16 protein-coding genes and 1 pseudogene are annotated in these 16,217 nt (G+C 69.7%); 8 read left to right on the forward strand and 9 right to left on the reverse strand.

Features of this window, described 5'->3' with window-relative positions; all coding sequences use genetic code 11:
* The 6 genes and pseudogenes from clpB to ABZT47_RS04215 form a co-directional block, all read right to left on the reverse strand.
* Nucleotides 1–2,619: an ATP-dependent chaperone ClpB gene (gene clpB, locus ABZT47_RS04190; protein ID WP_354835991.1), complete on the reverse strand. Its 2,619-nt coding sequence runs from the start codon at nt 2,617–2,619 to the stop codon at nt 1–3.
* Nucleotides 2,610–2,921, reverse strand: coding sequence for a chaperone modulator CbpM (locus tag ABZT47_RS04195; protein ID WP_354835993.1), 312 nt, complete (start codon nt 2,919–2,921; stop codon nt 2,610–2,612). The genes clpB and ABZT47_RS04195 overlap by 10 nt, the downstream gene beginning before the upstream one ends.
* The gene (locus ABZT47_RS04200; RefSeq protein ID WP_354835995.1) at nt 2,918–3,892 is read right to left on the reverse strand and encodes a J domain-containing protein; all 975 of its coding nucleotides are present in this window, start codon (nt 3,890–3,892) and stop codon (nt 2,918–2,920) included. Before ABZT47_RS04200 ends, ABZT47_RS04195 begins: the two co-directional genes overlap by 4 nt.
* Nucleotides 3,892–4,128, reverse strand: a complete 237-nt coding sequence (grpE, locus tag ABZT47_RS04205) for a nucleotide exchange factor GrpE (protein WP_354835997.1) — start codon at nt 4,126–4,128, stop codon at nt 3,892–3,894. The genes ABZT47_RS04200 and grpE overlap by 1 nt, the downstream gene beginning before the upstream one ends.
* A 115-nt stretch (nt 4,129–4,243) precedes the next feature.
* Nucleotides 4,244–4,651, reverse strand: a complete 408-nt coding sequence (locus ABZT47_RS04210; protein WP_354836562.1) for an Hsp70 family protein — start codon at nt 4,649–4,651, stop codon at nt 4,244–4,246.
* A 39-nt stretch (nt 4,652–4,690) separates the two neighbouring features.
* A pseudogene (locus tag ABZT47_RS04215) lies at nt 4,691–5,014 on the reverse strand (Hsp70 family protein); the annotation flags it as partial.
* Nucleotides 5,015–5,937: 923 nt separating this feature from the next.
* Between ABZT47_RS04215 and ABZT47_RS04220 the strand changes: the two are divergent.
* The 4 genes from ABZT47_RS04220 (at nt 5,938) to ABZT47_RS04235 (ending at nt 8,981) form a co-directional block, all read left to right on the forward strand.
* On the forward strand, nt 5,938–6,276 hold the full coding sequence (locus tag ABZT47_RS04220; RefSeq protein WP_354835999.1) for a hypothetical protein: 339 nt from the start codon (nt 5,938–5,940) through the stop codon (nt 6,274–6,276).
* A gap of 170 nt (nt 6,277–6,446) precedes the next feature.
* A complete protein-coding gene (locus ABZT47_RS04225) occupies nt 6,447–6,890 on the forward strand; it encodes an LLM class flavin-dependent oxidoreductase (RefSeq protein WP_354836001.1) in 444 nt (147 codons plus the stop codon).
* A 10-nt stretch (nt 6,891–6,900) separates the two neighbouring features.
* Nucleotides 6,901–7,539 (forward strand): nucleoside monophosphate kinase, encoded by a 639-nt coding sequence (locus ABZT47_RS04230; RefSeq protein ID WP_354836003.1) that lies wholly within the window; start codon nt 6,901–6,903, stop codon nt 7,537–7,539.
* A gap of 59 nt (nt 7,540–7,598) precedes the next feature.
* Nucleotides 7,599–8,981, forward strand: a complete 1,383-nt coding sequence (locus ABZT47_RS04235) for an NAD-dependent succinate-semialdehyde dehydrogenase (RefSeq protein ID WP_354836005.1) — start codon at nt 7,599–7,601, stop codon at nt 8,979–8,981.
* A 236-nt stretch (nt 8,982–9,217) separates the two neighbouring features.
* On the opposite strand, the gene ABZT47_RS04240 is transcribed toward ABZT47_RS04235, so the two are convergent.
* Together ABZT47_RS04240 and ABZT47_RS04245 are read right to left on the reverse strand one after the other, a co-directional pair.
* Complete coding sequence (locus tag ABZT47_RS04240) at nt 9,218–10,444, reverse strand: acyl-CoA dehydrogenase family protein (RefSeq protein ID WP_354836007.1); 1,227 nt, start codon at nt 10,442–10,444, stop codon at nt 9,218–9,220.
* A 334-nt stretch (nt 10,445–10,778) separates the two neighbouring features.
* The gene (locus ABZT47_RS04245; protein ID WP_354836564.1) at nt 10,779–12,194 is read right to left on the reverse strand and encodes a hypothetical protein; all 1,416 of its coding nucleotides are present in this window, start codon (nt 12,192–12,194) and stop codon (nt 10,779–10,781) included.
* Between the two features lie 184 nt (nt 12,195–12,378).
* On the opposite strand from ABZT47_RS04245, the gene ABZT47_RS04250 reads away from it, so the two are divergent.
* Both ABZT47_RS04250 and ABZT47_RS04255 read left to right on the forward strand, forming a co-directional pair.
* Nucleotides 12,379–13,014 (forward strand): DUF305 domain-containing protein, encoded by a 636-nt coding sequence (locus ABZT47_RS04250; RefSeq protein WP_354836009.1) that lies wholly within the window; start codon nt 12,379–12,381, stop codon nt 13,012–13,014.
* 81 nt (nt 13,015–13,095) lie between these two features.
* The gene (locus ABZT47_RS04255; protein WP_354836011.1) at nt 13,096–14,139 is read left to right on the forward strand and encodes a nitronate monooxygenase; all 1,044 of its coding nucleotides are present in this window, start codon (nt 13,096–13,098) and stop codon (nt 14,137–14,139) included.
* Nucleotides 14,140–14,329: 190 nt separating this feature from the next.
* Here the strand turns inward: ABZT47_RS04255 and ABZT47_RS04260 are convergent, their stop codons facing one another.
* A complete protein-coding gene (locus ABZT47_RS04260) occupies nt 14,330–15,082 on the reverse strand; it encodes a sulfite exporter TauE/SafE family protein (protein ID WP_354836013.1) in 753 nt (250 codons plus the stop codon).
* Nucleotides 15,083–15,422: 340 nt separating this feature from the next.
* On the opposite strand from ABZT47_RS04260, the gene ABZT47_RS04265 reads away from it, so the two are divergent.
* Nucleotides 15,423–15,545 (forward strand): hypothetical protein, encoded by a 123-nt coding sequence (locus ABZT47_RS04265; RefSeq protein ID WP_354836015.1) that lies wholly within the window; start codon nt 15,423–15,425, stop codon nt 15,543–15,545.
* A 14-nt stretch (nt 15,546–15,559) separates the two neighbouring features.
* On the forward strand, nt 15,560–15,886 hold the full coding sequence (locus tag ABZT47_RS04270) for a hypothetical protein (RefSeq protein WP_354836017.1): 327 nt from the start codon (nt 15,560–15,562) through the stop codon (nt 15,884–15,886).
* Nucleotides 15,887–16,217: the final 331 nt, after the last annotated feature.

A 16,217-nucleotide genomic window follows, 5' to 3' on the forward strand; every position in this document is an offset into this window, starting at 1 on the left:
TCAGACCTCCGGATTCTCATACGTCACCGACAGTGCGCCGCCGGTCATTCCGACGCGGATGACCGCGCCGTCGAGAGCGTCGCCGGCGACCAGGGCGCGGGCGACACGGGTCTCGACCTCGCGGGCGATGAAGCGGCGCAGCGGCCGTGCGCCGTAGACGGGGTCGTAGCCCTGCTCGGCGATGAAGCGCACGGCCTCGGGTGTGACCTCCAGCGTCATCCTGCGTTCGGCGAGCCGCATCCTGATCTCGGTGAACATCAGTGACACGATCTGCTCGATCTCCGGTTCGGTGAGCGGTTTGAACAGCACGATGTCGTCGATCCGGTTGAGGAACTCGGGCCGGAACCGCGCGCGCAGCTCGGCCATCACCATCTCGCGGACCTCGGGGTCGATCTCGCCCGCCGGACCGGCCTTCTCGCTCAGGAAGTGCGAGCCGATATTGGACGTCATGATGATCACGGTGTTACGGAAGTCGACCGTACGGCCCTGGGCATCGGTGAGCCGCCCGTCGTCGAGCACCTGCAGCAGGGTGTTGAAGACGTCCGTGTGCGCCTTCTCGATCTCGTCGAACAGCACGACCGAGTACGGCTTGCGCCGTACGGCCTCGGTGAGCTGGCCGCCCTCCTCGTACCCGATGTACCCGGGCGGGGCGCCGACCAGCCGGCTGACGGTGTGGCGCTCCTGGTACTCGCTCATGTCGACGCGGACCATGTTGTCCTGGGTGTCGAACAACGCCTCGGCGAGAGTCTTGGCCAGTTCGGTCTTTCCGACGCCGGTCGGACCGAGGAAGATGAACGAGCCGATGGGCCGGCGCGGATCCTTGATCCCGGAGCGCGCCCGGATGATCGCGTCGGCGACGGCCCGCACGGCCTCGTCCTGACCGATGACGCGCTCGTGCAGGATCTGGTCGAGGTGCAGCAGCTTCTCCCGCTCGCCTTCCTGGAGCCTGCTGACCGGGATGCCGGTCCAGCGGGACACGATGCCGGCGATCTCCTCTTCCGTCACGACCTCACGGAGCAACCGCCCCGCACCGTGCTTGGATTCCAGCTGCGTCTCTGCGGCCTCCAGCTTGCGTTCCAGCTCGGGCAACCTGCCATGCGTCAGCTCGGCGGCACGGTTCAGGTCGTACATGCGTTCGGCCTGTTCGGCCTCGCGCCGGACCACCTCGATCTCCTGGCGCAGTTGCTGCACCTTGTGCAATGCGCGCCGCTCGGCCTCCCACTGGGCACGCATGGCGTCGGCCTGGGCGCGCAGATCGGCGAGCTCGGCGCGCAACGCCTCCAGGCGGGTCCGGCTCGCCGGGTCGTCCTCATTGGCGAGGGCCGCCTCCTCGATCTCCAGGCGCATCACCCGGCGCGTGAGCTCGTCCAGCTCGGCCGGCATGGAGTCGATCTCCGTACGGAGCATCGCGCACGCCTCGTCGACCAGGTCGATCGCTTTGTCGGGCAGGAAGCGGTCGCTGATGTAGCGATGACTCAGGACGACCGACGCGACGATGGCGCTGTCGGTGACCTTCACCCCGTGGAACACCTCGAGACGCTCGCGCAGGCCGCGCAGGATGGAGACGGAGTCCTCCACCGACGGCTCGTCCACGAAGACGGGCTGGAAGCGGCGCTCCAGCGCGGCGTCCTTCTCGATGTGCTTGCGGTATTCGGTGACCGTCGTGGCGCCGATCATGTGGAGTTCGCCGCGGGCCAGCATCGGCTTCAGCATGTTCCCTGCGTCCATGGAACCCTCGGCCGCACCCGCGCCGACGACGTTGTGGACCTCGTCGACGAACAGCAGGATCCGCCCTTCCGCCGAGGTGACCTCGGTCAGCACGGCCTTGAGGCGTTCCTCGAACTCGCCGCGATATTTCGCCCCCGCGACGAGGGCGCCCACGTCGAGACTGAAAATCGTCTTGTCCTTCAGGCCCTCCGGGACGTCACCGCGGGCGATGCGCTGGGCGAGGCCCTCGACGATCGCGGTCTTGCCGACTCCCGGATCGCCGATGAGAACGGGATTGTTCTTGGTCTTGCGCGACAGGATCTGCACGACCCTGCGGATCTCGCCGTCGCGGCCGATAACGGGGTCCAGTTTGTCCGCCCTGGCGGCGGTCACCAGGTTGCGGCCGTACTTCTCCAGAGCCTCGTAGGCGACTTCCGGGTTGGCAGAGGTCACTCGCTGGTTGCCGCGCACCTGCGTGAGGACCTCCAGGAAGCGCTCGCGGTTCACCCCGTGCGCTTTGAGCAGCCGCCCGGCGGCGGTGTCCGGCCCCTCGTTGAGCAACGCCAGTAGCAGGTGCTCGACCGAGACGTACTCGTCCTTCAGCCTCTTGGCCTCTCGATCGGCCGCCTCCAGCAGACGGGACAGCCGCTGGGTCAGGTACACCTGGCCGGGTGCGGCGCCGGGACCGGTCACGCGGGGCCGGCGTTCCAACTCGGCCTCCAACTCCAGGGTCAGCTTGTCCACGCCGGCGCCGACGGCTGAGAGCAGGCGGGGAACCAGCCCTTCGGACTGTTCCAGCAACGCGAGCAGGAGATGCTCGCCGTCGACTTCGGTGTGCCCGAGGCGGGTCGCCTTTGTCTGCGCGCTATGCAGGGCCTCCTGTGACTTCTGAGTGAGGCGGTTCACGTCCATGGCACACCTCCGGGAGTTCTCGCGCGGGTCCGCAGAGCCGCTTCGAGCTCCGCGATGCGGTCGAGCAGGTCCGCCACCAGGCCCAGCGAGGCGTAGTTGACGGCCAGTTGCGTGTGCAGCCGCTGGAAGCGCCCGGCGGCCGCGAGCTGGGAGGGCGGGAAGCAGAGGTCCCCCGTCGCGTCGCGAAAGGCATCGAACAGGCCGAGCGCGACCAGGCGGCGCACCAACTCCGGATGCAGACCGGTCGCCCGTGCGAAAGACTCCAGGTCCAGGAGCGGGAGCCGTACGAGGAGATGGCTCATGGCCGGGTCCTCCCGTCCGATGCGGAGCGCGGGTTGAAGCCGGAGACGTCGGCCAGTTGCTCATAGAGGCGGCGCTCCTCGGCGCTCAGCGTGCGAGGGACCATGATCTGGACCTCGGCGAACAGATCCCCGGGATCGCCGCGGGGGTTGGGCATGCCCTGCCCCCGCAGGCGCAGGCGGCGTCCGGAGGAGGAACCAGGCGGAACCTTGACCTTCGCCTCCCCGCCCGGGGTCTCGACCGCCACGGTCGCGCCCAGCGCGGCCTCCGACGGGGTGAGGGGAAGCCGGACATGGACGTCCCGTCCCTCGACGCGGTAGCGGGGATGATCAGTGATTCGCGCGATCAAGTAGAGGTCGCCGCTCTTCGCGCCGCCGGAGCCCTCGCCGCCCTGACCCGCGAGCCGGATCCGCTGCCCGTTACGGACGCCCGGGGGGATCGTGATCTCCAGCGGACGGGAACCGCCGCGGTGGGGAAGGGTGATCGTGCGGTGGCCGCCGCGGTAGGCCTCCTCGACCGTCAGCGGCAACTCGGCCTCCTGGTCGGCGCCGGGCATCGGACCCCAACGGCGGCCCGCACGTCCCCCGCGCCCTCCGAACATGCCGCCGAACAGCTCCTCGAAGTCGATGCCCTCTCCAGTGTCGAACCGGACCTCCTGCCCGGCCGGACCGCGTGCCCATCCGGCCCGGCCTCCTGTGCCCGCCCCGGCCCCGGTCCGGGCGTACGCCGCCGGGTCCACTCCCTCGGGCACCTGCCGGAAGTCCCGGCCGAAGGCGTCGTAGCGCCGCCGAGTGTCGGGATCGGACAGCACGTCGTATGCCTCCGACACCTCCTTGAAACGGTCCTCGGCCTCGGGGTCCTTGTTGACGTCGGGATGATAGGAGCGCGCTAGCTTGCGGTAGGCCCGCTGTATCTCCTCGGGGCCGGCCGTTCGCGGTACCCCGAGGATGTCGTAGAAGTCGCGATCGGCCATCAGTCCTCCGCCTTGGTGGACACGACGACCGACGCGGGACGCAGCTGGTCGGGGCCGTCGCCGTAGCCGGGCCGTATGACGGCGACGACCGTACCCGCCTCGGCCTCCGGGTCCTCCACCGTGCTCACGGCCTCGTGCCTGGCGGGGTCGAACCGCGTCCCGAGATCCTCAACGCGCGGGAAGCCCAGCCGGGCGATCACGGCCACCGCCTGGTCGCGGACGGCGCGGACGGGCACACCCGGCTCCTGCGGCCTCCCGGGCACGACCTGCCGCTCACAGGCCGGTTCAGCCTCCACGGCCTCGGCCGCTGGAGTGCCCCCCTGATTCCGGATCCTGACCTGGTCGGTCATGTCATTCCGAACTGGTGAACTCGGCGTCGATCACGTCCTCGTCCGGCCCGCCCGCGCTGGGCTGCCCCGGCCGGCGCGGCTGGGCGCCGGCGCCCAGCGCGTGAAAGACCTGCTGCAGCTCTCCTGCCAGGTCACGCAGCCGGTCAACGGGCGCCTCCTCCTTGACGGCCTGGCGGGCGTCGGCGATCAGTTGTTCCGCCCGGGCCTTCTCATGCACCGGGACGGCGTCCCCGAGCTCGGACAAGCGCTGCTCCACGTGGTAGGCGATCGAGTCGAGCTCGTTGCGGGCATCGATCGCCTCGCGGAGAGCGGCGTCGTCGGCGCGGTGTCGCTCGCCCTGCAGGACGACCACGTCGACGCCCGGCTGGTCGTCCTCGGCGGGGGTGCGGTCCACGTTCGAGCAGATCACCGCCGACCTGCTCGATCGGGTCAAGGGTCCGGTCGAGCCGACGATCCGGCGGTCGAAGCCGTCGCCGCCCAGGTGGGTGTCCCCCGCTGTGGCGCGGACCTCGACCATGCCCTCGCCGATGTCGAGGATGCTGACGTCGAAGGTCCCACCGCCCAGATCGAAGACCAGGACGGTTTCGCTGTCCTTCTTGTCCAGGCCGTAGGCAAGGGAGGCCGCGGTCGGCTCGTTGATGATGCGCAGGACCTCCAAGCCGGCGATCTTCCGCGACCCCTCGGCATTCGGGATGACCATCGGATGACCGTCCTCCGTCGTCGCGATCACCGAGTTCGTCGTGCCCAGATCGATGCCTACTGCCTTCGCCATCGCCCTATCCCCTGCCATTCCCGCGCGTTCTTCTCGGCCCCTCCCTTGCCCGGTTCCGCTGATCCCGCAATGCGCCGTCGGACGCTCCCGGCCAGGAGGTCCGTATGCGCGAACCCGACCCCGCGACCGTCTGCCTCGGCCTATTCGAAGGTCTTCGCGGCCACCCATGCGAGTTGAACACGAACTCCGGGGCCACCAAGATCTCGTAGCTGCCGGCCACGACCTCAGGCAGTGACACGAACGCCCTGCGCTGCATGGCGTAGCCGATCGCGCCCCAAATCAGGCCGAACACCATCGCGGAACCCAGGGTCCACGATCAGGGCCGGCGATGAGGGACACCGGGCCGACCAGCAGCCCGATCCATACACCGGAGCTCGCGCGCCCGTGAACAGCGCCCGGCCGAGCGTCCAGCGGCCTAGCACCTTCTTCTCACCACCGCAGACCGTCCCCACGATGGACGCATGGTCCATTCTCATGGACCAACCTCTGCGGTTGACTGTTCCGCTGCCGTGGAGCCTCGGTCACGCGCCGTCGGCCACAGCCCAAAGAGCGACCCCACGACCTCTGACCTCTACATCCAGTGAAATGGCCCGGATCGCTCCCACGAAACCCCCGAATACCCATTTTCGGATCAAACAACGCAGGCGGCAGGCGAGGGCCGGGCTCATTGGGCCTGACCCGCCCGTGGTCGCGGAGAGGATCTTCCACCCTCCCTCCCCGAGCCCGTCGATGTGATCTCGCTTCACCAGCCAGGAGCGACCGTCAACACCTGTGGATCAAGATCTGCACGCAGCGATGGGTCACTGCTCATCGTCCCGGTAGTGCCAGGATCCGGCACGGTCAAGAAACGGTCCGGCGCGTGCGCGAGAGCCGGCGGCGGGAACGATGAAGGGAGGTTCACGAAGCGCCGGGGGGTGACGGCGATGACGATGCTGGTCGAAGTCGCCGTGGAACGCTACAGATTCGTCTGCGGGCGCTGCGGGCACACCTGGACGGCGGACTACGACGTGCAGTACGTGAGCGACGACGTCGGCGCGACGTTCGCCTTCTACCGGCTCGACGGTGTTCCGGTTTTGCCCCCCACCGGCGACGAGATCATCTGTCCCAACTGCGGCACCATGGGCGTCAGGGCCATCATCGAAGGGCGCCGCGACAGCCTGCCCGCACTCTTGGACGGCGACCAGCCGCGCCGACGGGTCACGACCAGCCCGGAACAGCGCCGTGCATCGGTTCCGCACCTCCCGGCGGTCGGCGGGCCGTGACGACGGCCGGCGCGGTCGGCGCCCTGGCCTTCAAGCGTGTGAGGTCCACGTTCACCCCGCGACGTTCATACGGGGATCTCCAGGGACAACGAGGACCCGGACTCCATTCCACCCCGTTTGCCGATGAGCCCGCGTAGGAATGAGTCGCTTTAGGGACAGATGGGGGCCAGATGGAGTTCGGGGTCGCAACGTTCGTGACGGATGAGGGCATCGCACCGGCGCGGCTCGGGGAGGCGCTGGAGGAGCGCGGCTTCGCGTCGCTGTTCGTCGCCGAACACACCCACATCCCGGTCAGCCGCGAGTCGCGATGGCCTGAGAGCGACGGGCTGCCGCGGAAGTACTACCGGACCTTCGACCCGTTCGTGACCCTCACGGCGGCGGCCGTGGTGACCGAGCGACTCCGGCTCGGCACCGGCATCCTCCTGCTCGTCGAACGGGATCCCATCACCACCGCCAAAGAGATCGCGAGCCTCGACCACGTCTCCGCGGGCCGGGTCGCCGTCGGCATCGGGGCTGGCTGGAACCTGGAGGAAATGCGAAATCACGGCACCGACCCGAAGACCCGGATGACGCTGCTGCGCGAGCGGGTCCAGGCGATGAAAACAGGTGTGTGATGGTCTCACGATGCGTAAGTATCTGCTGGTAGGGGTGCCGGGGAGCGGTAAGAGCACCCACACCGCCATGCTGACCCGGGACTTCGATCTCGTGCGGATCAGCGCCGGGGACATCCTCCGGTGGCATGTCGGCCATCACACCAAGATCGGCGCACGCGTACGAGAGACCATGGCGGCCGGCCGGCTGGTCGATGACTCCCTCGTGGAAGGGATCATGCGTGAGCGCCTGGAGCAGCACGATTGGAACCACGGGTTCGTCCTTGACGGATTCCCGCGGAACCGGCGGCAGGCGGAGTTCTTTCTCGAGCGGTACGACGTCGACGCCGTCATCTGCCTCGACGTGCCCGATGCGCTGGCTCGCGACCGTGCGCTGTCCAGACGGATGTGCGGCGACTGCGGCCTCGACTACAACCTCATCGGGGGCCGGCCCCGGCGCGAGGGCGTCTGCGCCTCCTGCGGCGGCCGCCTCGAGGCGCGGGAGGACGACACTCCGGAAGCGCTCACTGCCCGGATCAACGACCATTGGGAGAGCATCGCCGCCCTGCTGGACCGGCTCCGGCACAAGGCTCCGGTCTTCATCGTCGACGCGAACCGCGATCCGGACATCGTCCAGGAGGAGATCCGTATGCTCCTTGGGCTCCCCTCTTAACGTTTCGGCCGTCGGCAAGGCGGGCATAAAGCCCGATTAGGCATATTCGGGGGGGAATCATGCCTTATCAATCGGTCAATCCTTACAGTGGTGAGGTCGTCGCCACGTTCCCGGAGATCACCGACGCGGAACTCGAGGACGCCCTGTCACGCGCTCGGTCGGCGTACGGAGAGTGGCGTCGGCGAAGCTTCGACGAGCGAGCGGCCGTCACCAGACACGCGGCCCGGATCCTGCGTGAGCGGCGGGACGAGTTCGCCCGCCTGCTGACCCTGGAGATGGGAAAGCGGATCGGCGAGAGCGTCGAAGAGGTGCTCCTGAGCGCCGACATCTTCGACTACTACGCCGACAACGCCGAGGACTTCCTCAAGCCGGTCCCGATCGACACGCGTAGGGGCGAGGCGGTCGTCGTCAGCAGCCCGCTAGGTGTCCTGTTCGGCGTGCAGCCGTGGAACTTCCCGTACTACCAGCTGGCACGATTCGCGGTCCCCAACGTGATGGCGGGCAACGTCGTCATGGTCAAGCACGCGTCGGGCGTACCCCGGTCCGCGCTTGCCTTCGAGGATCTCTACCGCGAGGCCGGTGCGCCGGATGGCGTCTACACCAACCTTTTCGTCACCAAGGAGCAGGTCGGGAAGGTGATCGACGATCCGCGCGTGATGGGGGTGGCCCTGACCGGCAGCGAGCAGGCGGGCAGTGTCATCGCGACGCGCGCCGGCAAGGCGATCAAGAGGACCACCCTCGAACTGGGCGGCAGCGACCCGCTGATCGCCATGCCCGACGCCGATCTGGGTCCGACGGTCCACTGGGCCGCGTGGGGCCGCCTCAACAACTGCGGGCAGTCCTGCGTGGCCACCAAGCGGCTCCTCATCCACGAGCAGATCGCCGACAAGTTCCTCGAGGAGTTCACGGCGGCCATAAGCGGGTTGGTCGCCGGGGACCCGATGGACGAGCGGACCACCCTGCCGCCGATGTCGTCCCAGTCGGCCGCCGACAAGCTGAAGGCGCAGGTGGCCGAGGCGGTCGAGCACGGTGCCCGGGCGACCGAGGTCGGCCCCCCGGTGCCGGAGACCGGAGCGTTCGTCCAGCCGACGATCCTCACCGACGTGAGCCGCGACAACCCGGTCTACGGCCAGGAGCTCTTCGGCCCAGTGGCGATGTTCTTCAGAGTCCGGGACGAGGACGAGGCGATCGCCATCGCCAACGACACCGGCTTCGGACTCGGTGGCGCGGTCTTCACCTCCGACATCGAGCACGGCAAGAAGATCGCTAACCGCATCGAGAGCGGCATGGTCTTCATCAACCATCCCACCTGGACCGCGCCCGAGTTGCCGTTCGGTGGCATCAAACAGTCCGGTTACGGGCGCGAGCTGTCCTGGCTCGGCATCCAGGAGTTCGTCAACAAGAAGCTGATCGACGTCGTTCCGCTCGACGCCGCGCCGTGAGCATGCCCGGCCACGAGCGCTACCGAGGTTGAAGATGCGCCGGGGCCGACGGAGTGTCGTTGTAGTAGCACGACCGAAGCCGCCCGTCACGGCGGGACAGCGCGCGGATGCCGTCCTCCCTATGCCGCCGTGGCCAGCCGTTCACCGTCCGTCCACCGCTCATGCTCTGCGTGTCCTTCGACGCCCGCGAGGATGCTCCGCCCTCAGCAGCGGATCGCTGCGCTTCTCTGTGCCAATCACTGAACCTGCAGGCCGGTGACGGCGCGGCCTATCAGGAGGCGCTGGATTTCGGACGTGCCCTCGAAGATGGTGTAGATCTTGGCGTCGCGGTGGAAGCGTTCGACGGGGTGGTCGCGGGTGTAGCCGGCGCCGCCGAGGATCTGGATCGCCTGTTCGGTGACCCACACCGCGCTCTCGCCGGCGACGAGTTTGGACATCGAGCCCTCCGCCTTGTCGAAGGGGCGGCCGTTGCGGGCCATCCAGGCGGCGCGCCAGGTCATCAGGCGGGCGATGTCCACGCGCGTCGCCATCTCGGCGAGCAGGAAGGCGACGGCCTGGTTCTGGCCGATCTTGCGGCCGAACTGCTCGCGCTCGCGGGCGTAGTCGCGGGCGTATTCGTAGGCGGCGCGCGCGATGCCGACGGCCATGGCGGCGACGGTAGGCCTGGTGGTCTCGAAGGTGCGCATGGCGGCCTGCTCGCCGCTGCGGCCGCCCTCGCGGACGCGGGCCAGGCGCGCGTCGAGCTTCTCCTTGCCGCCCAGCAGGCAGCGGCCCGGCACGCGCACGTCGGAAAGGACGACCTCGGCGGTGTGGGAGGCGCGGATGCCGTGCTTCCTGAACTTCTGCCCCTGCGACAGCCCCGGGGTGCCGGGCGGGACGACGAAGGACGCCTGGCCGCGGGTGCGCAGGTCAGGGTCGACGGAGGCCACGATGACGTGGACGTCGGCGATGCCGCCGTTGGTGGCCCAGGTCTTGACGCCGTTGAGCACCCACTCGTCCTTGGCCTGGTCGTACACGGCGCGGGTGCGGATGGCGCCGATGTCGGAGCCGGCGTCGGGCTCGGAGGCGCAGAAGGCGCCGAGCTTGACCTCGTCGGCGGTGCCGAACATCTGGGGCAGCCACTCCCCCATCTGCTCGGAGGTGCCGTTGGAGGCGAGCGCCGCGGCGGCCAGGCCGGTGCCGACGATGGACAGCCCGATGCCGGCGTCACCCCAGAAGATCTCCTCGAAGGCGACCGGGATGCCGAGGCCGCTCGGCTCGAACCACTGCTGGGCGAAGAAGTCGAGCGAGTACAGCCCGATCTTCGCGGCCTCCTGGATGACCGGCCAGGGGGTCTCCTCGCGCTCGTCCCACTCGGCGCCGGCGGGACGGATCACGGTGGCGGCGAAGTCGTGGACCCAGTCGCGTACCTCGCGGAGGTCCGCGCTCGGTTCCGGGCAGAAATCGCTCGCGCTCTCAGCCATCGTGACAACTCCTCAGGGCAACGGACCAGACGATCGGTGTCGCGGACGTATATTCCCACGACAGCGGGCGTTACCAACGGTAACATCCGAGCGCTGTCACCCTACCCGCATCCCGCCGCCCGGCCGGTGCGTACGGCGGCCAGGTCGGGCATGCCGAAGGACGGCCAGGGCTGGTCCGCCCGGGCCGTCCTTCGGTGGATGCGTCTTCGCGCCGCGGCGCGCGGGGCGACCCCCGTGCGCCGGGACGCCGGCGGGCGGCGGGCCCGCGCGCACGGCGCGACGCCCGCGCAGGGCGCGGGACGCCCGGAGGCGTCCCGCGCGTCATGCCGGCCGGTCAGTCCTCGTCGGCGCTCCAGATCCAGTTGCCGTGGCCGCGGTCGCGGTACGAACCCTGGGTCTGCACGTTGAGGCGGTCGACGTGGACGCCCTTGGCGGGGTTGGTCCGCGGGTCGTCGATCTTGATGACGTCGAAGCCCCTGTTGAAGTCGCTGGCGTAGATGTAGCCGTTGTAGTAGTAGGCCGACCAGAAGCCGCCCGAGCCCTCGGCGGCGGGCCCGCGCTCGAAGTAGCCGATCTCAGCGGGGTGGGCCGAGTCGGTGAAGTCCCAGATCGAGGCGCCGCCCTGGTACCACGCCTGCACCATGATGTCGCGGCCCTTGACCGGGATCAGCGAGCCGTTGTGCGCGACGCAGTTCTCGGTGTCGGCCTGGTAGCGCGGGATCTTGTAGTAGTTCTTGAAGACCAGCCGGCCCCCGACGATGTCGTAGATCGCATCCGCGCCGCGGTTCGGGCCGACGACCGCGTTGCAGGTGGCCGCGCCGCCGCCGCCGAGCTCGTCGGTGAACACGACCTTCGTGCCGGCGTTGTTGAAGGTGGCCGAGTGCCAGAAGGCGAAGTTCGGGTCGGTCACCCGCGCGGTCACCTTGGGGTTCTCCGGGTCCCTGATGTCGAACAGCACGCCGTCGCCCATGCACGCGCCGGCCGCGATGCCCTTCTCGGCGTAGACGGTGATGTCGTGGCAGCCGCTGGTGGGGACCAGCAGGCCCGGCTGGGTCTCGTTGCCGCCGTCGGGGAACACGACGGGCGTGGCCACCACCGAGGCGGACACCGGGTCACGCAGCGGGACCTTGACGATCGAGATCTTGTCGTGCGGCGGCTGGCAGTCGGGGTAGGTCGCCGACGGGCTGTAGGAGGAGATGTACAGGTAGACGTTGCCGCGCCGCTTGTCGGGCACCAGCGTGTGGGTGTGCGACCCGCAGTTGGTCTCGACCGACTTGATGTACCTGGGGTTGGCCTTGTCGCTCACGTCGAAGATACGGATGCCCTCCCAGGACTCCTTCACCGACGCCGGCTGCGCCGCGCTGTTGCAGGAGTCGTCCGAGCGGGAGGAGTCGACCGAGGCGAACAACAGGTTCCCGTAGACCGACAGGTCCATCTGGGATCCCGGGCACACCACCGAGCTGACCACGGAGGCCTTCTTGGGGTTCTTGATGTCGTAGATGGAGAAACCACCGTAGTTGCCGACGAAGGCGTAGTCGCCCTGGAAGGCGATGTCGGTGTTGATGGTGGCGGCGATGGCCGCGGGTTTCGGGACGTTCGCCACATGCTGGACGTTCGGGCTCATGACGATCTGGTCGGTGCCCGGGATGTCCGCTGCCTGGGCCGGGACCGTCGCCAGCAGCATCGCCGCGACCGAGCCCGCCAGGACGAGGAACCGGCCGGTCAGGCCGCCTCTGCGGGGGGTGGACAACACCTCAGGACCCTCCTTGGTGCTTTTTGCCAGAGATGAACACAGTTGAGGAGATCATGTCCCAAACTCCGCGGTGTTGCCATAGTCCACTTTGTCAGCAAAATGTGCCAACATTCCGTCTTTACCCCAAACTCCGCGCTGGGTTAGGGTGCAGCCGCACAGCAGAGATCTTGAAGGAGGCCGGGTGCGCTTCGCGCTCCTCATCGCCGCCGGTGTGGCCGCGCTCACCGTGACCGGCTGCTCGGGAGGCTCCGCGACGCCGGTCGCGACCTCCACCGTCCCCGTCATCGTCCCCGGCAAGCCGGGCGAGGCGGCCAAGACCCTTCCCCCGGGAGCGACCGTCACCGCCGTCCCCTCCCCCACGGCCAACGCGGCGGACGTGGTCTTCATGCAGGACATGGTCGTCCACCACCGCCAGGCGCTCGACATGAGCGCCCTGGCCGCCACCCGCGCGGCGTCCGGGGACGTGAAGCGCATCGCGGCCCGGATATCGGACACGCAGGGGCCGGAGATCAACGCGATGATCCGATGGCTCCAGCAGCAGGGCCAGCGTGTCCCCGACCACCACGCGGCCCACCACGACGCCATGCCCGGCATGGCCACCGAGCGGCAGCTCTCCGACCTGCGGGCCGCCTCCGGCGCCGGCTTCGACCGCCTCTACCTGCAGCTGATGACCGCCCACCACATGGGCGCCGTCACCATGGCCGCCGGCGAGATGGAGAAGGGCTCGCACATCACCGTGCAGGAGCTGGCCGAGGACATCTCGGTCACCCAGACGGCCGAGATCCAGCGCATGCGCCGCATCCGCCCCGGCGGGTGAGCCTCGGCGTATCCGCCGGATGTGACCCATCTCTCCGGGGCGGCCGGGGAGGCCCGGACGGCCCGCGGTTAGAGTGATCAGGTGGACCTCGCGGCTCTCGCCCTGCCCATCGTGCAGGCTCCTCTCGCCGGCGGCCCCTCGACTCCGGAGCTGGCCGCGGCGGTCTCGTCGGCCGGCGGCCTCGGGTTCCTGGCCGCCGGTTACCGCTCCTCGGACGATCTGCGTTCCGACATCGCCTCCGTGCGCGCCCGCACGGACGCGCCGTTCGGCGTCAACCTTTTCGTCCCGTCCAAGGGCGAGGTCGACCGGGCGGCCGTCGACGCCTACGCCGGGCGCCTGCGCGGCGAGTCCGAGCGGTACGGCGTGGCGCTCGGCGTGCCGGCGGACGACGATGACGGCTGGCAGGCCAAGCTCGCGGTCGTCACCGCCGAGCGGGTGCCGGTGGTGTCGTTCACCTTCGGGCTGCCCGCGCGCGAGGTCATCGACGAGGTGCGCGCCGCCGGTGCGCGGGTCATCGTGACGATCACCACTCCCGAGGAGGCGTCGGCCGCGCACGACGCCGGAGCGGACGCGCTGGCGGCCCAGGGCATCGAGGCCGGCGGCCACCGCGGCGGCTTCACCGACGACGGCGGGGACTACGGCCTGCTCGTGCTCCTGAGGCTGACCCTGCGCGCAACGCCGCTGCCCGTGATCGCCGCCGGGGGCATCGCCGACGGCGCCGGCATCGCGGCCGTCCTGACGGCGGGCGCTGTCGCCGCCCAGCTCGGCACCGCCTTCCTGCGCACCCCGGAGGCCGGCACCAGTCCCGCGCACCGCCAGGCGCTGAGCTCCTACGACCGCACGGCCGTCACCCGGGCGTTCACCGGCAGGCGGGCCCGAGGGCTGGTCAACCGCTTCCTCCAGGAGCACTCGGGCGAGGCGCCCTCGGCGTATCCGCAGGTCCATCACCTGACCGCGCCGCTGCGGGCGGCGGCGCGCAAGGCCGGCGACGCCGACACCATCAACCTGTGGGCGGGGCAGGGCTTCCCGTTCGCCGAGGAGATCCCCGCCGCGGAGCTCGTGCGCCGGCTCGCCTCGGAGGCCGAGGAGGCCCTCAAGCGCGCCGCCCGCCGCTCCTTCGGCTGACGGTTCGCCGGTCGCGGTTCGCCGGTCGCGGTTCGCCGGTCGCGGTCCGCCGGAGGCGTCCAGGCCGACTCGGAGGCCTCGGTCACCGGAGGCGTCCAGGCCGACTCGGAGCCCTCGGTCACCGGAGGCGTCCAGGCCGACTCGGAGCCCTCGGTCACCGGAGGCGTCCAGGCCGATTCGGAGCCCTCGGTCAGCGGTAGGCGTCCAGGCCGAGTTTGACGGCGACGAGCAGGCCGCAGACGGCGGCGGCGTAGCGCAGGCTCGCCCCGGGCAGCCGGCGGGCCAGCACGGGGCCGAGCCGCCCTCCGACCAGGAATCCCGCCGCGAGCGGCAGCACGGCGGCCCACTGAACCGGTCCGAACACGGCGAACCCGATGGCGGCCACGGCGTTCGCCAGCCCGGACAGCACATTCTTGAAGGCGTTGAGCCGGACCGGCGCCTCGCGCACCATCGAGGCGAGCACGGCGAACATCAGGATTCCGCCGGCCGCCCCGAAATATCCGACGTACATGGCGACGGCGAACACCCCCGCGCGCAGCAGCCGGTTCCCTCCTGCGCCCGGCGCGTCCGCTGACCCGTCCGGCCTCGGCGGACGGAACAGCAGCAGTGACGCGGCGGCGATCAGGCAGGGAGCGATCATCTCGAACATCCGGGACGGCGTCACCAGCAGCAGCGCCGCGCCGACGACCCCGCCCGCCATCGACATGGTCCCGAGCGGGAGCAGCCGCCCGCTCTGACCGGCGAGTTCGGGTCGCGACCCGGCCGCCGCGCCGAGAGCGGTGAACACCAGCGAGACGGTGTTGGTGACGTTGGCGCTCAGCGGCGACAGCCCGAACGCCAGCAGGGCCGGGTAGGAGACGATCGACGCCAGGCTCACCACCGTGCTCACCAGACCGGCCGCCACTCCGACCGTCACCAGCCCCAGCGCGTCCGTGATCGTCACGGCCACCACCCAACCACGGCCGGCGTGACCCTCGACCGCCACCCCCACCTCCTCGGCCTTCCCGCCTCCTCGGCCTTCCCGCCTCCTCGGCCTCCGGTTCGCCGGGTCCTCGGCTCCTCGGTGGCCCGGGCCGGTGACCGGCGAGGCCGGACGGCGCGGGCCAGGTGCGCCGGCGCGAGGCCCGGCGCGGCGCCGGGCACGGTGTCCAGTGCGGATTGTGGCAGGAAACGGTCAGCCGACGGCAGCTTACTGCCTTTCATTTCTCTGTTCCGCGGCCCGGAGAAAGCGCAGAGTTGGTGGTGCGAGAACAAATCCCCAGACCACGGAAAAGGAACCGGAAATGCAGAGCCAGACTCCCTTCCCCGCGAGCGGCGCACCCGCCGCGGCCGCCCCGCACGGGCGCGTCCGTCGCCTCGCCGCACCCGTCCGAACGCTCGCCGCGGCGGGCACCACCTGGGACTGAAGGGAGGAACGGCCATGCTCGTCGTGCTGACGATGCGCCCGGCCCGAGGGCGCAAGATGGACGCGAACGTCGACGGGAAACGACTGCTGGCGCTGCTGCCGAAACAATGGGAAAAGGAGTTCAAACAGGCCGCCGGTTTCGTCGCCATTCGCATCGAGACCGATGAGAACATCAGGTCCGCGCAGATCCACGCGCAGGTGGTGTCGGTGCTCACCAATCCCGAACTCGGCCCCTGGCGGCTGGTCTCCTACGAGACGCTGCTCCGCGACCACCGCCCGCCCCGGGCGACCGTACCGGTGGCGCCGGCCCGAAGGGCGGACCAGCGTGCCCAGTGGAACTGACCGCGGCCCGCCGGGCCCCACGACCTCACCGGCCATCGGACACGGTACGCGGCGACCCGGCCGAAAGGAGGCGGCCACGCGGCGACAAGCCCCGTTGAAGCCCACGACCAGGAACAGGAGAAGCACCGGCGACTGACGGATCCGACGGAAAGTGAGGGATGAACCGGACGGGCGGCGCACGACCAGGAACGGAGGCACGACCGGACGACAAGGGACGAGACAGATCATCCGCGGGCATCGACCGATCCCCGCACATACGACTAGAGCAGTTGGAGGTGGTTCGCGGAACCGGCGACACGGCCATGAGATGAAGGCCGGAGGCCCAAGGCCG

It is taken from the genome of Sphaerisporangium sp. NPDC005289 (assembly GCF_040607455.1).
Lineage (GTDB): Bacteria > Actinomycetota > Actinomycetes > Streptosporangiales > Streptosporangiaceae > Sphaerisporangium > Sphaerisporangium rhizosphaerae.

Bases quoted from the DNA above. Each gene is read 5' to 3' on its own strand.
- clpB (WP_354835991.1), bottom strand. From the start codon at position 2,619: ATGGACGTGAACCGCCTCACTCAGAAGTCACAGGAGGCCCTGCATAGC.
- ABZT47_RS04195 (WP_354835993.1), bottom strand. From the start codon at position 2,921: ATGAGCCATCTCCTCGTACGGCTCCCGCTCCTGGACCTGGAGTCTTTC.
- ABZT47_RS04200 (WP_354835995.1), bottom strand. From the start codon at position 3,892: ATGGCCGATCGCGACTTCTACGACATCCTCGGGGTACCGCGAACGGCC.
- ABZT47_RS04220 (WP_354835999.1), top strand. From the start codon at position 5,938: ATGACGATGCTGGTCGAAGTCGCCGTGGAACGCTACAGATTCGTCTGC.
- ABZT47_RS04225 (WP_354836001.1), top strand. From the start codon at position 6,447: ATGGAGTTCGGGGTCGCAACGTTCGTGACGGATGAGGGCATCGCACCG.
- ABZT47_RS04230 (WP_354836003.1), top strand. From the start codon at position 6,901: ATGCGTAAGTATCTGCTGGTAGGGGTGCCGGGGAGCGGTAAGAGCACC.
- ABZT47_RS04235 (WP_354836005.1), top strand. From the start codon at position 7,599: ATGCCTTATCAATCGGTCAATCCTTACAGTGGTGAGGTCGTCGCCACG.
- ABZT47_RS04240 (WP_354836007.1), bottom strand. From the start codon at position 10,444: ATGGCTGAGAGCGCGAGCGATTTCTGCCCGGAACCGAGCGCGGACCTC.
- ABZT47_RS04265 (WP_354836015.1), top strand. From the start codon at position 15,423: ATGCAGAGCCAGACTCCCTTCCCCGCGAGCGGCGCACCCGCCGCGGCC.
- ABZT47_RS04270 (WP_354836017.1), top strand. From the start codon at position 15,560: ATGCTCGTCGTGCTGACGATGCGCCCGGCCCGAGGGCGCAAGATGGAC.